This window comes from Polaromonas sp., assembly GCF_029945685.1.
Taxonomy (GTDB): Bacteria; Pseudomonadota; Gammaproteobacteria; order Burkholderiales; family Burkholderiaceae_C; genus Polaromonas.
Map to the genome: position 1 here is coordinate 234,435 of NZ_JAQSDA010000003.1, position 17,080 is coordinate 251,514.

Genomic DNA, 17,080 nt, shown 5'->3' on the forward strand with positions numbered 1-17,080 from the left:
AAAAAGATAGCTGCTCGCGCCCGAGGCATAAGGGCTGGCGGCACATTTTGTTCAGAAGATCGGGGTCCGGCCAGCGGTTCAGTCGTCGTTCCCGTCTGCCTGCAGCTGCGCCAGCGCCGCCAGAACTCCGAGCCGCTCGATGCGGTCCAGTTGCCGGCCCACCAGCGCCAGCCAGTGCGTGTTGTCCGGCAGGGCCTCGCCCCAGATCACCCGCCATGTGCCCAGCGCCTGCACGCTGGCCTCGGCGTCGCCGGCATGCATCTGGGCCAGCGCCTGCAGTTCCCCGGCCATCGGATCGTTCATCGCATAGGCGTTTCCCTGCTCGTCGCAGCCGCGCACATAACGCATCCAGGCTGCGGCGGCAAACGCCAGGCCGTCCACCGGCAGGCCGGCGCGCAGCGCGCCCAGCACTGACGGCGGCCAGCGCTGGGGAATTTTCTGCGAGGAATCGGTGGCGATCTGGTGCACGCTGTGTTGCAGCGCGGGGTTGGCAAACCGCGCCAGCAGGGCATCCCGGTAGCCGGCCCAGTCGGGGCGGCTGAGCTGGGGCCCCACCTCGCGGGTCATCAGGCCGTGGATGAAGCTGAGCACGGCCGGCTGCGTGATGCATTCGCCGATCACCGGCCAGCCGGCCACCGCACCCAGACAGGCCATGGCCGTGTGGCTGCCGTTGAGCAGGCGCAGCTTGGCGTCCTCGAACGGCGCCACGTCGTCCACCACCGTCACGCCGGCGCCGGCCAGCAGATCGGCGTCGCCCGGGTCGGCAAAACGTCGCTCGATCACCCATTCCCAGAAAGCTTCGGTGCCCAGCGCGGCTTGGTCGGCCACGCCGAGCGCCTGCGCGGCGGCAGCCAGGCGTTGCGGCGTGGCCGCGGGGACGATGCGGTCCACCATGCTGTTGGGGAAGGCGCAGGCGCGCTCAATCCAGTCCGCCAGCGCGGGGCTCAGTGGCCGCGCGGCGTTCACACACAGGGCCTGCAACTGGCGTCCGTTGTGCGCCAGGTTGTCGCAGGACGCCATGGTCAGGCCCGGCAGGCCGGCGGCATGGCGCGCGGCCAGGCCCTGCGCGATCAGCCGGCCCAGCTCGGGACCGTAGCCCTTCTCGGTGACCGTCAGCGTCAGCCAGCGGGTGGACGGCGCGGCGATGGCCTGGACCACCTGCGCCGGCTCACGCGCGGCGACGGCGGTCTGCCAGATCGCGCCGCCGACCTGCCACTGGCTGCCGGCGCGGCTTGCCACCTGCACCGCGTACAGGCCGTCCTGCACGGTCAAGGCATCGGCCAGCTGCGTGCTGCGCATGGCCACGCCGAACACGCCCCAGCGCGTGTCGCCGCTCTGCAGCAGCGTGTCAAACACCAGCGCCTGGTGGGCGCGGTGGAAGGCGCCCAGCCCGAGGTGCACGACGCCCGGCGCGCCCTGGCGCGGGTAGGCCGGCACCGCGATGCCGCGCGCGGCGAGGGCGGGCAGGCAGGCGCTGCCCAGCCGGGTCGCCGCTTCAGCGGGTTTTATAGTCATTTTGGCCTTCAGCCCACACCGGACAAGCGCAGGCAGCTATCAATTTAATAGTGTCATGAGGCGCGGGGACGGGAAACGTCAGTCGGGCAGCGACACCCCGACCTTGCGCCCTGCGGCCACAATTTCCTGCCAGGTCTGGGCATCCACCGCGATGCCCTGGTCCTGCCGCTGCGCGCGGTAAGCCCGCTCCGGGTCGCCGGCGATCTGCACCGCGTCAAACCCCGGCGCCACCGGCCCGGCCTGCAGCCAGTCAACAAACGCCAGCGCTTCCTGCTCAAACGTGGCCTGGGTGCCGAGTCTGGCCGGGTCGATCAGGATGGTCAGCATGCCGTTGATCACCGCGCGCACCGCCGGGTCGGTCGGTTTGTGCCAGGTGCCGCTGCCGGTCAGCGCGCCGCCCAGCAGTTCGCAGGCCACAGCCATGCCGTAACCCTTGTGTTCGCCAAAGGCCAGCAGCGCGCCGAACAGGCCATTGCTCTGCGGCACCACGACCACGCCGGGGTCGGTGGTGGGCCGGCCGTGTTCGTCGATCAACGTGCCCGGTTCCACGCGCCGGCCTTCGTTGTGGGCGACGCGCATCTTGCCCTGCGCGACGCGGCTGGTGGCGAAGTCCAACACAAACGGGTCGCGCCCCTGCAGCGGAATGCCGATGCAGCAGGGGTTGGTGCCGTAACGCCCATCAGCGCCGCCAAACGGGGCGACCACCGGCCGCGACAACACATTGACGAAGTGCAGCGACACCAGCCCCTGGGCCACCGCCATTTCGGCGAAGTGTCCGATGCGCCCCAGGTGGTGCGCGTTGGCCAGCGTCATGATGCAGCTGCCATGGGTTTTGGCGCGTTCCATGCCGAGCGCCATGGCCTGCTGGCCGACGACCTGGCCGTAGCCGCGCTGGCCGTCCAGCGTGAGCAGGGAGCCGGTGTCGAGTACCACCTTCACGCCGGTGTTGGGATGCAGCCCGCCCTCGAGCACCGCGTCCACGTAACGCGGCAGCATGCCGATGCCATGCGAGTCGTGGCCACTCAGGTTGGCCAGCACCAGGTTGGCCGCGACAGTGGCGGCTTCTTCGGCAGTGCTGCCAGTTGCTATTAAAACAGTAGCTACCTGCGCTTGCAGGGCCTGGGCCGGGAGTGTTTTTTGCATGTTGTTGCAGCTCTGTGGATGTTGTTCCCTCTCCCGCTGGGAGAGGGTTAGGGTGAGGGCATCTCGGCGCACAGAGCCCTCACCCCCGCCCTCTCCCAAGGGGAGAGGGAGTGAAAAAAGGGGTTACATGACCGCGCCGACTTGCCAGGGCACGAACTCGTTTTGCCCATAGCCGTGTTGCTCGCTTTTGCTTTGTTCGCCCGAGGCGGTGGCCAGCACCATCTCGAAAATCCGCTGGCCCATCTCCTGGACCGACACACCACCGTCGATGATCTCGCCGCAGTTGATGTCCATGTCCTCTTCCTGGCGTTGCCACAGGGCCGAGTTGGTGGCGAGCTTGAGCGAAGGCGAGGGCGCGCAACCGTAGGCCGAGCCGCGCCCGGTGGTGAAGCAGATGATGTTGGCGCCGCCGGCCACCTGGCCGGTGGCGCTGACCGGGTCGTAGCCCGGCGTGTCCATGTAGACAAAGCCGTGTGCGCCCACGGGTTCGGCGTATTCGTACACCGCCTCGAGGTTGCTGGTGCCGCCCTTGGCCACCGCGCCCAGCGATTTTTCAAGAATTGTGGTCAGGCCGCCGGCCTTGTTGCCGGGCGAGGGGTTGTTGTTCATCTCGCCTTCGTTGATGGCGGTGTAGTGCTCCCACCACTTGATGCGAGCGATCAGTTTTTCGGCAATCTCGGGGCGCACGGCGCGGCGTGTCAGCAGGTGCTCGGCACCGTAGATTTCGGGGGTTTCGCTGAGGATGGCGGTGCCACCATGCGCCACCAGCAGGTCCACCGCCGCGCCCAGCGCAGGGTTGGCGCTGATGCCCGAATAACCGTCGGAGCCGCCGCACTGCAGGCCGATGGTGATATGGGCTGCGCTGCAGGGTTCGCGTTTCACGGCATTGGCGCGCGGCAGCATCTCCTTGATCAGCGCGATGCCCTTGTCCACCGTCTTGCGCGTGCCGCCGGTGTCCTGGATGTTGAAGACGCGGAAGTTGTCGCCCTCGCGCAGCGCGCTGTGCGCCAGCCACGCGTTGATCTGGTTGGCCTCGCAGCCCAGGCCCACAACCAGCACGCCGGCAAAGTTGGCGTGGGTCGCGTACCCGGCCAGCGTGCGCTCCAGGATCTGCATGCCCATGCCCTCGGTGGCCATGCCGCAGCCGGTGCCGTGTGTCAGCGCCACCACACCGTCCACATTGGGAAAGTCCTTCAGCGCGGCCGGGTGGGTTTGGCGCGAAAAATGATCGGCAATGGCGCGCGCGGCGGTGGCCGAGCAGTTGACGCTCGACAGGATGCCGATGTAGTTGCGCGTCGCCACACGGCCGTCGGCCCGCTTGATGCCCATGAAGGTGGCCTCGCGCCGCGGGGCGGCGGGTTTCACGTCGGCGCCAAAGGCATAGTCGCGCGCAAAGTCGCCCTTGTCGGGGCCCATGTCGAGGTTGTGCGTGTGCACATGCTCACCGGGTGCAATCGCCTTGCTGGCAAAACCGATGATCTGGTTATAGCGCCGCACCGCCTCGCCGGCCGCCAGTGCGCGTGTGGCGACCTTGTGGCCGGGCGGGATCAGACCCTTGACGGTGATGTTTTCGACCTGGGTGCCGCCCACCAGCTGGGCGCGGGCAATCAGGACGTCGTCGGCGGGGTGTAAGCGAATAAACGGTGTCATCGTGGGTCCTGTATTTTCGAGGGCCATCGCGGAACCGGCTTTGCCGGGCCGCTGGTGGCCCCCCCTTGAGGGGGAGGCGCCGAAGGCGCTTCGGGGGGAAAGTTCGTCCTTCAGTAAACCATTTTTGGCAGCCAGAGCACCAGTTTCGGAAAATAGGTGATGACGATCAGCGAGCCGAGCAGGGGCACCAGCCAGGGCAGGATGGCGATGGTGGTGCGCTCGACCGAGAGTTTGGCCACCCGTGCCAGCACAAACAGCACCATGCCCATGGGTGGATGCAGCAAACCTATCATCAGGTTGAGAACCATCACCAGGCCGAAGTGGACCAGGTCAATGCCCAGCTGTTGGCAGATAGGCACAAGAATCGGTACCAGGATGGTGATGGCGGCGGTGGGCTCGAGAAAGCAGCCGACAAACAGCATCAGCAGGTTGGCCAGCAGCAGGAACACCCAGGGCTCCTTGGTGAATCCGAGCACCCATTCGGAGATCGCCGCGGTGACACCGGTGGCGGTGAGCATCCAGCCGAAGATGCTGGCCGCCGCCACGATGAACAGCACGGTGGCGGTGGTCTCCACCGTGTCCAGGCAGACCTTGACGAACATTTTCCAGTTCAGCGTGCGGTACCAGGCCAGACCCAGCACCATGGCCCAGAGGCAGGCGGCAATGGCGCCTTCGGTGGGCGTGAAGATGCCGGTCGTCATGCCGCCTATCAGCAGCACCGGTGTCATGATGGGCAGCACCGCCTGGAAGTTGAAAAATTTGTCGGCGGCAAACAGCACGACCAGACCTGCAAACACGGTGATCTGTGGCGGAAAGCCCGCCTGGGTGATCAGCAGCCAGAGCGCCAGCGGCCAGCCAATCACCACCACGGTCTCCGTCAGTGCCTTGATCACGCGGGGCCACTCGAACTTGATGTCGGCGCCCCAGCCGTTCCTGTGGGCAAAGTAAGCCACCGTCAGCATCATCAGCACGGCCATCAGGATGCCCGGCAGGATGCCGGCCAGAAACAGCGCGCCGACACTGACGTTGGCCATCATCCCGTAAATCACGAACGGCAGGCTGGGCGGGATGATGGGCCCGAGCGTGGCCGAGGCTGCTGTGACGCCGACGGCGAACTCCTTGCTGTAGCCGTGGTCGGTCATGGCCTTGATCTCGATGGTGCCCAGGCCGGCGGCATCGGCAATCGCGGTGCCGCTCATGCCGGCGAAGACCACCGAACCCACCACATTCACATGGCCCAGGCCGCCCTTGAGCCAGCCGACCAGCGCCAGCGCATAGTTGTAGATGCGGTTGGTGATGCCGGCGTTGTTCATCAAATTGCCGGCCAGAATGAAAAACGGAACGGCCAGCAACGGAAAGCTGTCGATGCCGCTGACCATGCGGTGAATCACCACGAAGGCCGGCAGTGTACCTGTCCACCAGATATACAGCAGGGCGGAACCCGCCATCGCCATGGCCACTGGAATGCCGCCACTCATGAGCAGCAGGAAAATGATTTTGAGCATGGTGTGTGGGTGTTATTTGTCGTCCATCGAGGACTCGGGGCGTTCGAGGACGGAGTAGCCGCGCCGGTGGTGGAACAGCGCAATCTGGACGGACCGGAAAGCCATGGCGATGAAACCCAGCAGGCAGATGCCGTAAACCCAGTTCATGGGCAGGTCGACCATGGTCATGCGCGAATTGCTGCCCAGCTTGAGCATCATCATCACGGTCAACACGGCCGCCGCGGCAAAGAATCCCACGCGCAGCACGTCCACGACAGTGGCCATCGCACGTGCCATGGGCGTGGGCATGAACTTGTAGAAAAAGTCCACCTGGATGTGGTTGTTCTTGACCACACCAATGGTGGCCCCGGTGAAGACCACGGCAATCAGCAGGTAACGCGCGATCTCCTCGGTCCAGGCCGCCGAGTCGTTCATCACATAGCGGGTAAAAAACTGGTAGAACACCGTGGCGCCCAGGATCCAGAAGAAGCCCAGTGCGACCCAGGCCTCCAGTTTGGTGTCGGACAGGTCCACCGCTTCGTCCTGCGCGTGGAACTGTCCGTCATCGCCCATTACTGCGGGCATGTCGTCAATTGATGGGGTCATTGGATGTCCTGCGAGTTGAAATCAAGGGACACCGCGGAACCGGCTCTGCCGGGCCGCTGGTGTCGCCCCCTGAGGGGAGGCGGCGCACGCCAGTGAGCCGCTTCGGGGGGTTACTTGATGGCGATGATGCGGTCCCAGTCCTTCTTGTCGAGCTTCATGGACTCGAAAGTGATGGCTTTGAGCACGCGTTGCTGGAAGTCGGCGCGGTCAACCGTCACCACGTTGTTGCCCTTTTTCTTGAACTCTTCCACCAGTTCGCCTTCACGCTTGCGAATGTCGTTGGTGGCGTTGACGGCGGCTTCCTGCGTCACGTCGGAGAGGATTTTCTGCTCGGCCGGGGACAGCTTGCCCCACAGGCTGGGCGCAATCACCGTGAGCAGCGCGTCGGAAATGTGGCCGGTCAGGATGATGTTCTTCTGCACCTCGAAGAATTTTTTCGCCTCGATGGTGGGCAGCGGATTCTCCTGCGCATCCACGGTGCCGTTCTGCAGGGCCAGGTAGACCTCGGCAAAGGCGATCGGCGTCGGGTTGGCGCCGCAGGCGCGCGGCAGCGCGGTATAGGCCGGGGAGTCCGGCACACGCATTTTCAGGCCCTTCATCTGGTCGCAGTTGGTGAACAGCTTGTTGCTGGTGGCATGGCGCGCGCCATAGTAGGTCAGGGCCGTCACCGTGTTGCCGGTGGCCTTTTTGTAGCCTTCGGTCAGCTCCTTGAAGACATCACTCTTGCCGTACTTGACCACATGGTCTGCGTCGCGGAAGGTGAAGGGGTAGTAACTCACGGCCAGCCGCGGATACGAATTGGACGCAAAGGAGGCGCCGGTCAGGATGATGTCCACCGTGCCGAGTTGCAGGCCCTGGTTGATGTCGCTTTCCTTGCCCAGGCTGGAAGCCGGGAAGACCTGGATCTCGTACTTGCCGTTGGTGCGTTTCTTGAACTCGTCGGCCGCCCAGACCGACCACTTGTGGTAGGGCTCGGACGTTTCATAGACGTGCGCCCACTTCAGCTTGGTCTGCGCATGGGCCATGCCAAATGTGCCCAAAGTGCCCGCCATGATTGCGCAGCATGCTATTGTTTTCAGAGTGAATCGTTTTGTCATGTTGTCTCCTCGGTGAAAGGTTGAAAGAAAAGGTGAGTTGCCGGGCGCTTTCTTCAGCTGGTCTTCGCGCGGCGCCAGCTCGCGCTGAATCGGGCATGGGACTTGTCCATGTGGGCATGCATCGCCGTGCGGGCGGCGGGGCCGTCGTGTGCGCAGATGGCGGCAAAAATCGCTTCATGTTCTGCAATCGCCGATTGCCATGACTTCATCGTCTCGAAATAGCCGGTCAGGCGCGTGAACAGCGGCCCGCGGCGGGAGTCCCAGAAACTCTGCACGGTTTCGATCAGCACCACGTTGCCGCAAGCTTCGACAATCGCGCTGTGGAAGGCCCGGTCGCCGTCCAGCGGCAACACGCCGCGGTGGGCGTCGGTGACCATCATGTCAATGGCGGCGCGCATGGCGTCGATGTCCTTGCGCCTGGCCTGGAGAGCGGCCATCGAGGCGATCTCGCCCTCCACCACGCGGCGCGCGCGTATCAGTTCCAGCGGTCCCCATTCGGTCAGCGCGACCTGCGGCCCCGCGGACCGGCTGGCACGCAGGGACCGGTCCAGCACATACACGCCGGAGCCGGTGCGCACCTCGACCCAGCCCTCGACTTCCATGGCAATCAGTGCTTCCCGCACCGACGGCCGGCTCACGCCGAGCTGTTTGGCCAGGTCGCGCTCTGCCGGCAGGCGCGTGCCGGCCGCAAATTCCCCCTTGCTGATCAGCGAGCGCAGCTGCTCGGCAATCTGGCGGTAAAGTCGTTGCGGTTCGACGGCTTGCAGCGGCATTTTTTCAACAAGGAGAGGTATTAAGGGTTAGCCAGAAGTGGACAAGTGGTAAGGCCAATTGATAATCCCATGATTCCAGCCTTTGCTGCCATCCGGCTAAACCCTGTAATGTTCTTTCCCTGCGTCCGCCCATGACAGCGCCTGTCACGATTGAGTCCATCCGCCTGCGGCAGGTCAACCTGCCGCCCAAGGTCGTGCGCACCGATGCCATCCAGTCTTTTGTGACGCAGGAGACGCTGCTACTGACCCTGCGCTGCAGCGACGGCGTGGAGGGCACCGGTTATGCCTACACCATAGGCACCGGTGGTTCGTCGGTCATGGCCTTGCTCCACGACCACCTCGCGCCGCGCCTGCTGGGCCGCAACCCGCTGCATGTCGAGGCGATCTGGAAAGACCTGTTTTTCCACACCCACGCCACCGCCGTGGGGGCCATCACCAGCCTGGCGCTGGCCTGTGTGGACACCGCCTTGTGGGACTGGCGCGCCCGCTGCCAGGGCTTGCCGCTGTGGCAGTTGCTCGGTGGCGCGCAAACGCGCGTGCCGGTGTACACCACCGAGGGCGGCTGGCTGCATCTGGACGCCGACGAGCTGGTGGCGCAGACGCTGGCGGCCCAGGCCCAGGGTTTTCGGGGTGCAAAGATCAAGGTCGGCAGGCCGCATGTCAGCGAGGACGTGGCGCGGCTGTCCGCCGTGCGGGACGCAGTCGGCCCGGGTTTTGACATCATGGTCGACGCGAACCAGGGCTTCAACCGCCCGGAAGCCCTGCGCCGGGCGGCAGCCTTTGCGGGGCTGGACCTGGCCTGGCTGGAGGAGCCGATGGCGGCCGAAGACGTGTCGGGGCACACGCAACTGCGCACCCAGACGGCCATCCCGGTGGCCGTGGGTGAGTCGATGTACCACCTGAGCCAGTTCCGCGAATACCTGGAGCAGGGCGCCTGCAGCATTGTCCAGCCCGATGTGGCGCGCATAGGCGGCATCACGCCATGGATCAAGGTGGCCCATCTGGCCGAAGGTTTCGGCGTGCCTGTGTGTCCGCATTTCCTGATGGAACTGCATGTGAGCCTGTGCGCAGCCGTTCCCAATGCGGCGTGGGTTGAATACATCCCGCAACTGGACGACATCACGACCAGCCGGATCCGGGTCGAGGGCGGTTATGCCTGGCCACCCGACACGCCGGGCCTGGGCATCGCGTGGGACTGGCCGGTCATTGCCAAACGGCAGCTTGCCGACACCACGCTGAATCAATAAACCAACCAAGGAAACCACATGAGACTTCAAGGGAAAACCGCACTGATCACGGCCGCCGGCCAGGGCATCGGCAAGGCCAGTGCGCTGGCCATGGCGGCAGAAGGCGCGCAGGTCTGGGCGACCGACGTCAATGCGAAGCTGCTCGACGGTTACGCGGGCATGCCCAACATCCGTGCCTTGACGCTGGACGTGCTCGACAAGGCGGCGATTCGCCAGGTCATCGCTGACATGCCCGCGCTCGACGTGTTGTTCAACTGTGCGGGTTTTGTGCACGCCGGCACCGCCCTGCAGGCCACCGACGAGGAGTGGGAGTTTGCTTTCAATCTCAATGTCCGTTCGCAGTTCTGGACCATCCAGGCGGCACTGCCGCGCATGCTTGCCAACAACGGCGGCAAGGGCAGCGGCAGCATCATCAACATGGCCAGTGTGGTCAGCATCAAGGGGCTGCCGAACCGCTTTGTCTATGGTGCGTCCAAGGCGGCGGTGATCGGCCTGACCAAAAGTGTGGCGGCCGACTATGTGATGCAGGGCGTGCGCTGCAACTGCATCTGTCCCGGCACCGTCGATACGCCCTCGCTGCAGGACCGCATCAATGTCTACGAAGATCCGGCGGAGGCCCGCAGGAATTTCATCGCCCGCCAGCCCATGGGCCGGCTCGCGCAGGCCCACGAGATTGCACCCGTCGTGACCTTTCTGGCCAGCGACGAGGCGGCCTTTGTCACCGGCCAGCACTACAACATCGATGGCGGCATGACCATATGAACCAGCTCGACTTCCAGGGCCGGCACGCGGTGGTCACCGGTGGCGCCACCGGCCTGGGTTACGCCATTGCGCAGCGGCTGATCCAGTCCGGCGGCAGTGTCACGTTGTGGGACCGCGACGAAGCGGCGGCAAAGCAGGCGGCGGTCGCGCTGGGTCCGCGGGCCTCGGCGGTGGCGGTGGACGTGTCGCAGCATGTATCGGTGCAGGCGGCGGTCCAGGCGACATTGCTGATCGCACCACGGGTCGATGCGCTGGTCAACAGCGCCGGCGTGACCGGCCCCAACGTCAAGCTCTGGGACTACCCTGTGGACGCCTGGGAGCAGGTGATGGCCGTCAACCTCAACGGCCTGTTCCTGTGCTGCCGCGAGTGGGCGCCGCACCTGCGCGCCAACAACTATGGCCGCATCGTCAACATCGCCTCGGTGGCGGGCAAGGACGGCAACCCGAATGCCAGCGCCTACAGTGCGAGCAAGGCGGCGGTGATTGCGCTGACCAAGTCGCTGGGCAAGGAACTCGCCGACACGGGCGTGCGCGTCAACTGCGTTACGCCGGCCGCCGTGAAGACCGCCATTTTTGACCAGATGTCGCCGGAGCATATCGCCTTCATGCTGTCGAAAATACCGATGGGCCGCTTCGGCACACCCGAGGAGGTGGCCGCCATGGTGGGCTGGCTGTGCACCGAAGAGTGTTCTTTCTCGACCGGCGCCGTGTTCGATCTCTCGGGCGGCCGATCAACTTATTGATTTGTTCAACTAAAAGGAAAACCATGAAACTCGTTCGTTACGGCCAACTCGGCAAGGAAAAACCAGGTCTCATCGATGCCGAGGGCAAGCTGCGCGACCTGAGCGGCGTGGTCAAGGACATCGGCCCCGAGCAGCTCGGTGATGCCGCACTGGCCAAGCTGCGCAAGCTCAAGACGGCAAACCTGCCGCTCGTCAAGGGCACGCCGCGTCTGGGCAGCCCGGTGGCCGGTGTCGGCAAGTTCATCGCCATCGGCCTGAACTATGCCGACCACGCGGCCGAATCGGGCCTGCCAATTCCGAAAGAGCCCATCGTGTTCATGAAGGCCACCACCTGCATCCAGGGGGCCAACGACCCGGTCATGCTGCCCAAGGGGTCGGTCAAGTCCGACTGGGAGGTCGAACTTGGCGTGGTGATAGGCACCCGCGCGCGGTATGTCTCGCAGAAGGATGCGCTCAATTTTGTGGCCGGCTACTGCACCATCAACGACGTCAGCGAGCGCGAGTACCAGATCGAGCGCGGCGGCACCTGGGACAAGGGCAAGGGCTGCGACACCTTCGGTCCGATCGGCCCCTGGCTGGTCACGCGCGATGATGTGCCGAACCCGCAGAAGCTGGCGATGTGGCTGGACCTCAACGGACAGCGTGCGCAGACCGGCAGCACGAAGACCATGATTTTCGGGGTGGCCAAAATCATCAGTTATGTCAGCCAGTTCATGACCTTGATGCCCGGCGACGTGATCACCACCGGCACACCGCCCGGCGTGGGCATGGGCATGAAGCCGCCCTTGTATCTGAAAAAGGGTGACGTCATGACCCTGGGCATTGAAGGCCTGGGTGAACAGCGCCAGGTGGTGGTGCCGTTCAAGCTGTGACCCTGGTTCAGGCGCAGGCCAAGCGCGGCGCCTGAGCGCTGTCCGCGCTCCTTGACCCGGGGGCTACACTCGATCCATGAGTTCCCACCCCCCGCTTGCCTTTCTGGCCGGAGATACTGGTGTTGCCCGGCTGATGCGCGAGCGGGACTGGTCGGGCTCGCCCCTGGGCGCGTCGGTGCTGTGGCCGCAGTCCTTGCGCTCCGTGGTCAACCTGATGCTGGGCTCGGCCTTTCCGATGTTTGTGGCCTGGGGGCCGAGCCTGTCCCTGCTCTACAACGATGCCTATGCCGAGGTTCTGGGCGCCAAACATCCGCAGGCGCTGGGCCATCCTTTTTACGAGGTCTGGCATGAACTTCAGGCCGATCTTGTGCCACTGGTGGAGCGTGCGTTGGGTGGGGAAGCCTTTTTTGAAGAAAGCCTGCCGCTTCGCGTGCATCGCCATGGCTACGACGAAGACACCTGGTTCACCTTTTCCTATTCGCCTGTACTGGACGAGAGCGGCGCCATTGCCGGCCTGTATTGCGCCTGTACCGAAACCACGGCCATGGTGCTGGCTGAACGGCATCAGCGCAGCGAGCAGGAGCGCCTGCAGACGCTGTTCAGCCAGGCGCCCGGCTTTGTCGCGGTGATGCGCGGGCCGGACCATGTCTTCGAGATTGCCAACCACGCTTACCTGCAACTGACCGGTTTTCGCGATGTTATCGGCAAACCGGTGGGCGAAGCGCTGCCCGAAGTGGTGGAGCAGGGCTTCGTGGCCTTGCTCGACAAGGTGTTTGCCACCGGCGAGCCCTATGCCGGCCGCTCGGTACGAGTGATGCTCAACAGCGAACCCGGCGCGCCCCTGACGGAGGCTTACCTTGATTTTGTCTATCAGCCGCTGCGGGGGCTGACCGGGCAGGTCGAAGGCGTTTTTGTACATGGCCATGAAGTGACCGCGCTGCAGCGCGCGCAGGAGGCCCTGCTGGTTTTTTCCAACAGCATTCCCGCGATGGCCTGGGTGGCCAGGGTCGACGGCGGCCTGGAACGTTTCAATTCCCAGTGGTCGGTCTATACCGGTCAGAGCACCGAGGCCGCGCTCGAGCATGGCTGGACGGGCGCGCTTCACCCCGAAGATCGCGCCGCGCCGCGGCGGGCTTTTGCGGCCGCGCGTGAACAGGGCACCGAATGGCAGGTCGAGTACCGGCTGCGCCGCCATGACGGGGTCTATCGCTGGTTTCTGACCCGGGCGGTACCGCAGCTCGATGCCTCTGGCCGCGTGTTGCGCTGGTTCGGTACCACCACCGACATCGAGGACGCAAAAAAGAACCACCAGGCGCTGTGCGATGCGGACCGGCAGAAAGACGAGTTCCTGGCGACGCTGGCGCACGAACTGCGCAACCCGCTGGCGCCGATTCGTGCCGCCGTGCAGCTGCTGGGCTCTCCGGCTTCCCGGCCGGCGGCGCGCGAACATGCCGTGGAGGTGATCGGGCGCCAGGTGGGGCACATGGCCCGCCTGCTGGACGACCTGATTGACGTCGCCCGCATCACCCAGCGCAGGGTGATCCTGAAAAAAGTGCCCCTGGCAGTCGACGATCTGGTGGAGTCCGTCCTGGAAACCGTGCGTCCCCTGGCGCAGGCCAAGCGGCACGTGCTCGTGGCGACGGTCGGCGGCGTCGGCCTGCAGCTGGTGGCAGATCCGCTCAGGCTGGCGCAGGTGCTGTCCAACCTGCTGAACAACGCCGTGAAATACACCGACGAGGGCGGGCGGATCGGGCTCGACGTGCAGGTGGAGGGGAACTGGCTGAGCTTCACCGTGTCGGACAGCGGGATTGGCCTGAGTCCGGCGGCCATCGATAACATCTTCACCATGTTCGCCCAGGAACAATCGGCGCTGGACCGCTCGGAAGGCGGACTGGGCATCGGGCTGGCGCTGGCCAAAGGGCTGGTGGAACTGCACGGCGGCAAGGTCTCGGCCTTCAGCGACGGCCCTGGCTGCGGCAGTCGCTTTGTCGTGAAGCTCCCTTACCGCACCGACCGGCAGGCGTTCAGCGCCAGCCCTGTTGCGGCCTTGCCGGCCCTGCGTCAGCCCGAGGCCCGGACCGTGCTGCTCGCCGACGATAACCGCGACGCGGTGCAGGTGCTGGCCGAACTGCTGCGCATGGATGGCTACCTCGTGCACACGGCCTACGACGGGCGCGAGGCGCTCGACCTGGCGACGAATTTGCGGCCCGATGTGCTGGTGCTCGATATCGGCATGCCCGGCCTCAACGGTTACGAAGTCGCGCGGCTGGTGCGCGCCCAGCCCTGGGGCGACCGCCCGCTGCTGATTGCGGCCACCGGGTGGGGCCAGGACGATGACCGGCAGAAGGCCCTGACAGCAGGCTTCAATCGCCACCTGACCAAGCCCTTCGATCCGCAACAGCTTTCCGACTGGATCGCAGAATTCCCGCTGGCAGCGCCCCAAGTTGATGCGGGTTTACCCTGATCTGGCCTAGGGCCTCAACCCTATAAACCGGGATTTCGAGGCTGTCGGCTTGAATGCGGCGGGTTTTGCGGCAAAATAGAACGATCGTTCGTTTTTGTCTGGCTTTCCATGTCTGTTACCGAACTTCCTGTCAAGGCAGCCCGCCCGGGACCCCGGGAGAGTGGTCGCGCGGCGCACGCCGGCATGCAAAAAGGGCAGCAGACCAAGGCTGCGATCGTCGATGCCGCTCTCGGGCTGGCCACGCAGATCGGGCTGGAGGGCCTGAGCATCGGCGCGCTCGCCGAAGTCATGCACATGAGCAAGTCGGGCGTGTTTGCCCACTTTGGCTCCCGCGAAGAACTGCAGATCTCGGTCATCCGCGAGTATTTCGCGCGGTTCGAAGAAGAGGTTTTTTACCCCGCACTGAAAGAGCCCAAAGGCCTGCCGCGTGTGCAGGCCCTGTTCGGCAACTGGATGAAACGTGTGGCGGTCGAGCTGCAGTCGGGCTGCATCTTCATCAGTGGCGCCGTCGAATTCGACGACCGGCCCGGGCCGGTGCGCGACGCGCTGGCCACCTCGGTGCAGACCTGGCTGGCCGCCATGTACCGTGCGGTGGTGCTGGCCAAGGAGGCTGGCCATTTACGGGCAGACGCCGACGAGCGCCAGATTGCCTTCGAGATCCACGGCCTGATCCTGGCCCTGCATTACGAAGCCCGCTTCCTCAAGACGCCCGGCTCCATCGAGCGGACACTGCGCGCCTTCCAGAGCATCCTGGCGCGTTATGGCAGCGACGCCGCCGGCGCGCTGGCCCCGCTCATTGACTCGGCATCCCTGACCGGCGGCAGCGCCCGGCCGGTACCTGATTCCTCAGCTTCCTCCGTTTCTCCCGTTTAATCCCTCCCCATCAAAGGACCCTTCCATGCCTCAATACAACCCGCCACTGCGCGACATGCAGTTCGTCATGCACGAAGTGCTCAAGGTCACCGACGAGTTCAAGGCCCTGCCGAAACACGCCGATGTGGACGCGGACACCATCAATGCCGTGCTCGAGGAAGCCGGCAAGTTTGCAGTCGAAGTGACCTTCCCGCTGAACATCAGCGGCGACACGGAAGGCTGCAAGCTGGACCAGGCCACGCACGAGGTGACGCCGCCCAAGGGCTTCAAGGAGGCCTATGCCAGGTACGTCGAGGGTGGCTGGGCAGCGCTGTCCTGCGACCCCGAGTACGGTGGCCAGGGGCTGCCCTTTGTCGTGAACCAGTGCCTCTACGAAATGCTGAACTCCGCCAACCAGGCCTGGACCATGTACCCGGGCCTGTCGCACGGCGCCTATGAGGCCCTGCATGCCCACGGCACGGACGAACAGAAAAAAATCTACCTGCCCAAGCTCACCAGCGGCGAGTGGACCGGCACCATGTGCCTGACCGAGCCGCATTGCGGCACCGACCTGGGCATGCTGCGCACGAAAGCCGAGCCACAAGCTGACGGGAGCTACAAACTCACCGGCAACAAGATCTTCATCAGTGCCGGCGAACACGACATGACGGAGAACATCGTGCATCTGGTGCTGGCGCGCCTGCCCGATGCACCGCAGGGCAGCAAGGGCATCAGCCTGTTTGCCGTGCCCAAGTTCAACGTCGGCAAGGACGGCGCCATTGGTGCGCGCAACGGCATCTATTGCGCCAGCCTGGAGCACAAGATGGGCATCCACGGCAACGCCACCGCGCAGATCGTGATGGAGGGCGCCGTCGGCACCATGGTGGGCGCGCCCAACAAGGGCCTGGCTGCCATGTTCGTGATGATGAACGCCGCCCGCCTGGGTGTCGGCAACCAGTCGCTGGGCCTGACCGAGGTGGCCTACCAGAACGCGCTGGCCTACGCCAAGGACCGCATCCAGATGCGTTCGCTGTCGGGCGTGAAGGCCAAAGACAAGCCGGCTGACCCCATCATCGTGCACCCCGATGTGCGCAAGATGCTGCTGACCGCCAAGGCCTATGCCGAAGGCGGCCGCGCGCTGGCGATCTACTGCACGATGTTGCTCGACAAGGAGCTGCACCACCCCGACGAAAAGGTCCGCAAGGACTCCGGCGAAATCGTTGCGCTGCTCACACCCATTGTGAAAGCCTTCCTGACCGACAACGGCCATATTGCCACCAACGCCTGCATGCAGGTCTTTGGCGGCCACGGCTTCATCAAGGAATGGGGCATGGAGCAGTTTGTGCGCGACAACCGCATCAACATGATTTACGAAGGCACCAACACCATCCAGTCGCTGGACCTGCTGGGCCGCAAGGTTCTTGGAAACAATGGCGCCACACTGAAGAAATTCGGCAAGATCATTGGTGCGCTGATTGCCGAAGAAGGCGTCAACGAGAAGATGGCCGAGTTCATCAACCCGTTGGCCTACCTGGCCGACCAGATGACCAAGTTCACGACCGAGCTGGGCTTCAAGGGTTTCCAGAACCCCGATGAAGTCGGCGCCGCCGCGGTGGACTATCTGCGCGTGGCCGGTCACCTGGTGTTTGGCTACTTCTGGGCGCGCATGGCACAAACCGCGCTGCGCGAAATCGCTGCTGGAAACACCGATCCCTTCTACCTGGCCAAGGTGCAGACGGCGCGTTTTTACTTCGCGAAACTGTTTCCCGAGACCGCGACGCTGATGCGCACCGCGCGCAGCGGCAGCAAGGCGCTGATGGACACGGACGCCGCGCTGGCGTGAGCGGCTGGCGCTTGTTGTATATGAATATT

Annotated in this window: 14 protein-coding genes; 7 read left to right on the plus strand and 7 right to left on the minus strand. The window is 64.7% G+C overall.

Going from position 1 to position 17,080, the window contains the following annotated elements; all coding sequences use genetic code 11:
* Positions 1-78 precede the first annotated feature (78 nt).
* The 7 genes from PSV26_RS01430 to PSV26_RS01460 all read right to left on the minus strand — a co-directional run bounded on the left by PSV26_RS01430 (position 79) and on the right by PSV26_RS01460 (position 8,268).
* Complete coding sequence (locus PSV26_RS01430; protein WP_300566769.1) at positions 79-1,515, minus strand: mannitol dehydrogenase family protein; 1,437 nt, start codon at positions 1,513-1,515, stop codon at positions 79-81.
* Between the two features lie 78 nt (positions 1,516-1,593).
* The gene (locus PSV26_RS01435; RefSeq protein ID WP_300566772.1) at positions 1,594-2,658 is read right to left on the minus strand and encodes a malate/lactate/ureidoglycolate dehydrogenase; all 1,065 of its coding nucleotides are present in this window, start codon (positions 2,656-2,658) and stop codon (positions 1,594-1,596) included.
* Between the two features lie 123 nt (positions 2,659-2,781).
* On the minus strand, positions 2,782-4,308 hold the full coding sequence (locus PSV26_RS01440; protein ID WP_300566775.1) for a UxaA family hydrolase: 1,527 nt from the start codon (positions 4,306-4,308) through the stop codon (positions 2,782-2,784).
* 110 nt (positions 4,309-4,418) lie between these two features.
* The gene (locus tag PSV26_RS01445; protein ID WP_300566778.1) at positions 4,419-5,813 is read right to left on the minus strand and encodes a TRAP transporter large permease; all 1,395 of its coding nucleotides are present in this window, start codon (positions 5,811-5,813) and stop codon (positions 4,419-4,421) included.
* A 12-nt stretch (positions 5,814-5,825) separates the two neighbouring features.
* Positions 5,826-6,398, minus strand: coding sequence for a TRAP transporter small permease (locus PSV26_RS01450; RefSeq protein WP_300566781.1), 573 nt, complete (start codon positions 6,396-6,398; stop codon positions 5,826-5,828).
* Between the two features lie 110 nt (positions 6,399-6,508).
* Complete coding sequence (locus PSV26_RS01455; protein ID WP_300566784.1) at positions 6,509-7,495, minus strand: sialic acid TRAP transporter substrate-binding protein SiaP; 987 nt, start codon at positions 7,493-7,495, stop codon at positions 6,509-6,511.
* Positions 7,496-7,548: 53 nt separating this feature from the next.
* Positions 7,549-8,268, minus strand: a complete 720-nt coding sequence (locus tag PSV26_RS01460; RefSeq protein WP_300566787.1) for a FadR/GntR family transcriptional regulator — start codon at positions 8,266-8,268, stop codon at positions 7,549-7,551.
* 131 nt (positions 8,269-8,399) lie between these two features.
* Here PSV26_RS01460 and PSV26_RS01465 point away from each other — a divergent pair, with 131 nt between their 5' ends.
* From PSV26_RS01465 to PSV26_RS01495, 7 genes are all read left to right on the plus strand, one after another.
* Positions 8,400-9,515: a mandelate racemase/muconate lactonizing enzyme family protein gene (locus PSV26_RS01465; protein WP_300566790.1), complete on the plus strand. Its 1,116-nt coding sequence runs from the start codon at positions 8,400-8,402 to the stop codon at positions 9,513-9,515.
* An 18-nt stretch (positions 9,516-9,533) separates the two neighbouring features.
* Positions 9,534-10,277, plus strand: a complete 744-nt coding sequence (locus PSV26_RS01470) for an SDR family oxidoreductase (protein ID WP_300566793.1) — start codon at positions 9,534-9,536, stop codon at positions 10,275-10,277.
* Entirely contained in the window at positions 10,274-11,020 is a 747-nt protein-coding gene (locus PSV26_RS01475) for an SDR family NAD(P)-dependent oxidoreductase (RefSeq protein ID WP_300566796.1), read from the plus strand. The genes PSV26_RS01470 and PSV26_RS01475 overlap by 4 nt, the downstream gene beginning before the upstream one ends.
* Before the next feature lie 23 nt (positions 11,021-11,043).
* On the plus strand, positions 11,044-11,892 hold the full coding sequence (locus PSV26_RS01480) for a fumarylacetoacetate hydrolase family protein (RefSeq protein ID WP_300517806.1): 849 nt from the start codon (positions 11,044-11,046) through the stop codon (positions 11,890-11,892).
* Between the two features lie 76 nt (positions 11,893-11,968).
* A complete protein-coding gene (locus PSV26_RS01485) occupies positions 11,969-14,356 on the plus strand; it encodes a PAS domain-containing protein (RefSeq protein WP_300566799.1) in 2,388 nt (795 codons plus the stop codon).
* A 108-nt stretch (positions 14,357-14,464) separates the two neighbouring features.
* Positions 14,465-15,229: a TetR/AcrR family transcriptional regulator gene (locus PSV26_RS01490; RefSeq protein WP_300517811.1), complete on the plus strand. Its 765-nt coding sequence runs from the start codon at positions 14,465-14,467 to the stop codon at positions 15,227-15,229.
* 25 nt (positions 15,230-15,254) lie between these two features.
* Complete coding sequence (locus tag PSV26_RS01495; RefSeq protein WP_300566801.1) at positions 15,255-17,051, plus strand: acyl-CoA dehydrogenase C-terminal domain-containing protein; 1,797 nt, start codon at positions 15,255-15,257, stop codon at positions 17,049-17,051.
* The last annotated feature ends 29 nt before the right edge of the window (positions 17,052-17,080 follow it).

Coding starts and splice junctions, on each gene's coding strand:
- PSV26_RS01430 (WP_300566769.1), bottom strand. CDS start 1,515: ATGACTATAAAACCCGCTGAAGCGGCGACCCGGCTGGGCAGCGCCTGC.
- PSV26_RS01435 (WP_300566772.1), bottom strand. CDS start 2,658: ATGCAAAAAACACTCCCGGCCCAGGCCCTGCAAGCGCAGGTAGCTACT.
- PSV26_RS01440 (WP_300566775.1), bottom strand. CDS start 4,308: ATGACACCGTTTATTCGCTTACACCCCGCCGACGACGTCCTGATTGCC.
- PSV26_RS01445 (WP_300566778.1), bottom strand. CDS start 5,813: ATGCTCAAAATCATTTTCCTGCTGCTCATGAGTGGCGGCATTCCAGTG.
- PSV26_RS01450 (WP_300566781.1), bottom strand. CDS start 6,398: ATGACCCCATCAATTGACGACATGCCCGCAGTAATGGGCGATGACGGA.
- PSV26_RS01455 (WP_300566784.1), bottom strand. CDS start 7,495: ATGACAAAACGATTCACTCTGAAAACAATAGCATGCTGCGCAATCATG.
- PSV26_RS01460 (WP_300566787.1), bottom strand. CDS start 8,268: ATGCCGCTGCAAGCCGTCGAACCGCAACGACTTTACCGCCAGATTGCC.
- PSV26_RS01465 (WP_300566790.1), top strand. CDS start 8,400: ATGACAGCGCCTGTCACGATTGAGTCCATCCGCCTGCGGCAGGTCAAC.
- PSV26_RS01470 (WP_300566793.1), top strand. CDS start 9,534: ATGAGACTTCAAGGGAAAACCGCACTGATCACGGCCGCCGGCCAGGGC.
- PSV26_RS01475 (WP_300566796.1), top strand. CDS start 10,274: ATGAACCAGCTCGACTTCCAGGGCCGGCACGCGGTGGTCACCGGTGGC.
- PSV26_RS01480 (WP_300517806.1), top strand. CDS start 11,044: ATGAAACTCGTTCGTTACGGCCAACTCGGCAAGGAAAAACCAGGTCTC.
- PSV26_RS01485 (WP_300566799.1), top strand. CDS start 11,969: ATGAGTTCCCACCCCCCGCTTGCCTTTCTGGCCGGAGATACTGGTGTT.
- PSV26_RS01490 (WP_300517811.1), top strand. CDS start 14,465: ATGTCTGTTACCGAACTTCCTGTCAAGGCAGCCCGCCCGGGACCCCGG.
- PSV26_RS01495 (WP_300566801.1), top strand. CDS start 15,255: ATGCCTCAATACAACCCGCCACTGCGCGACATGCAGTTCGTCATGCAC.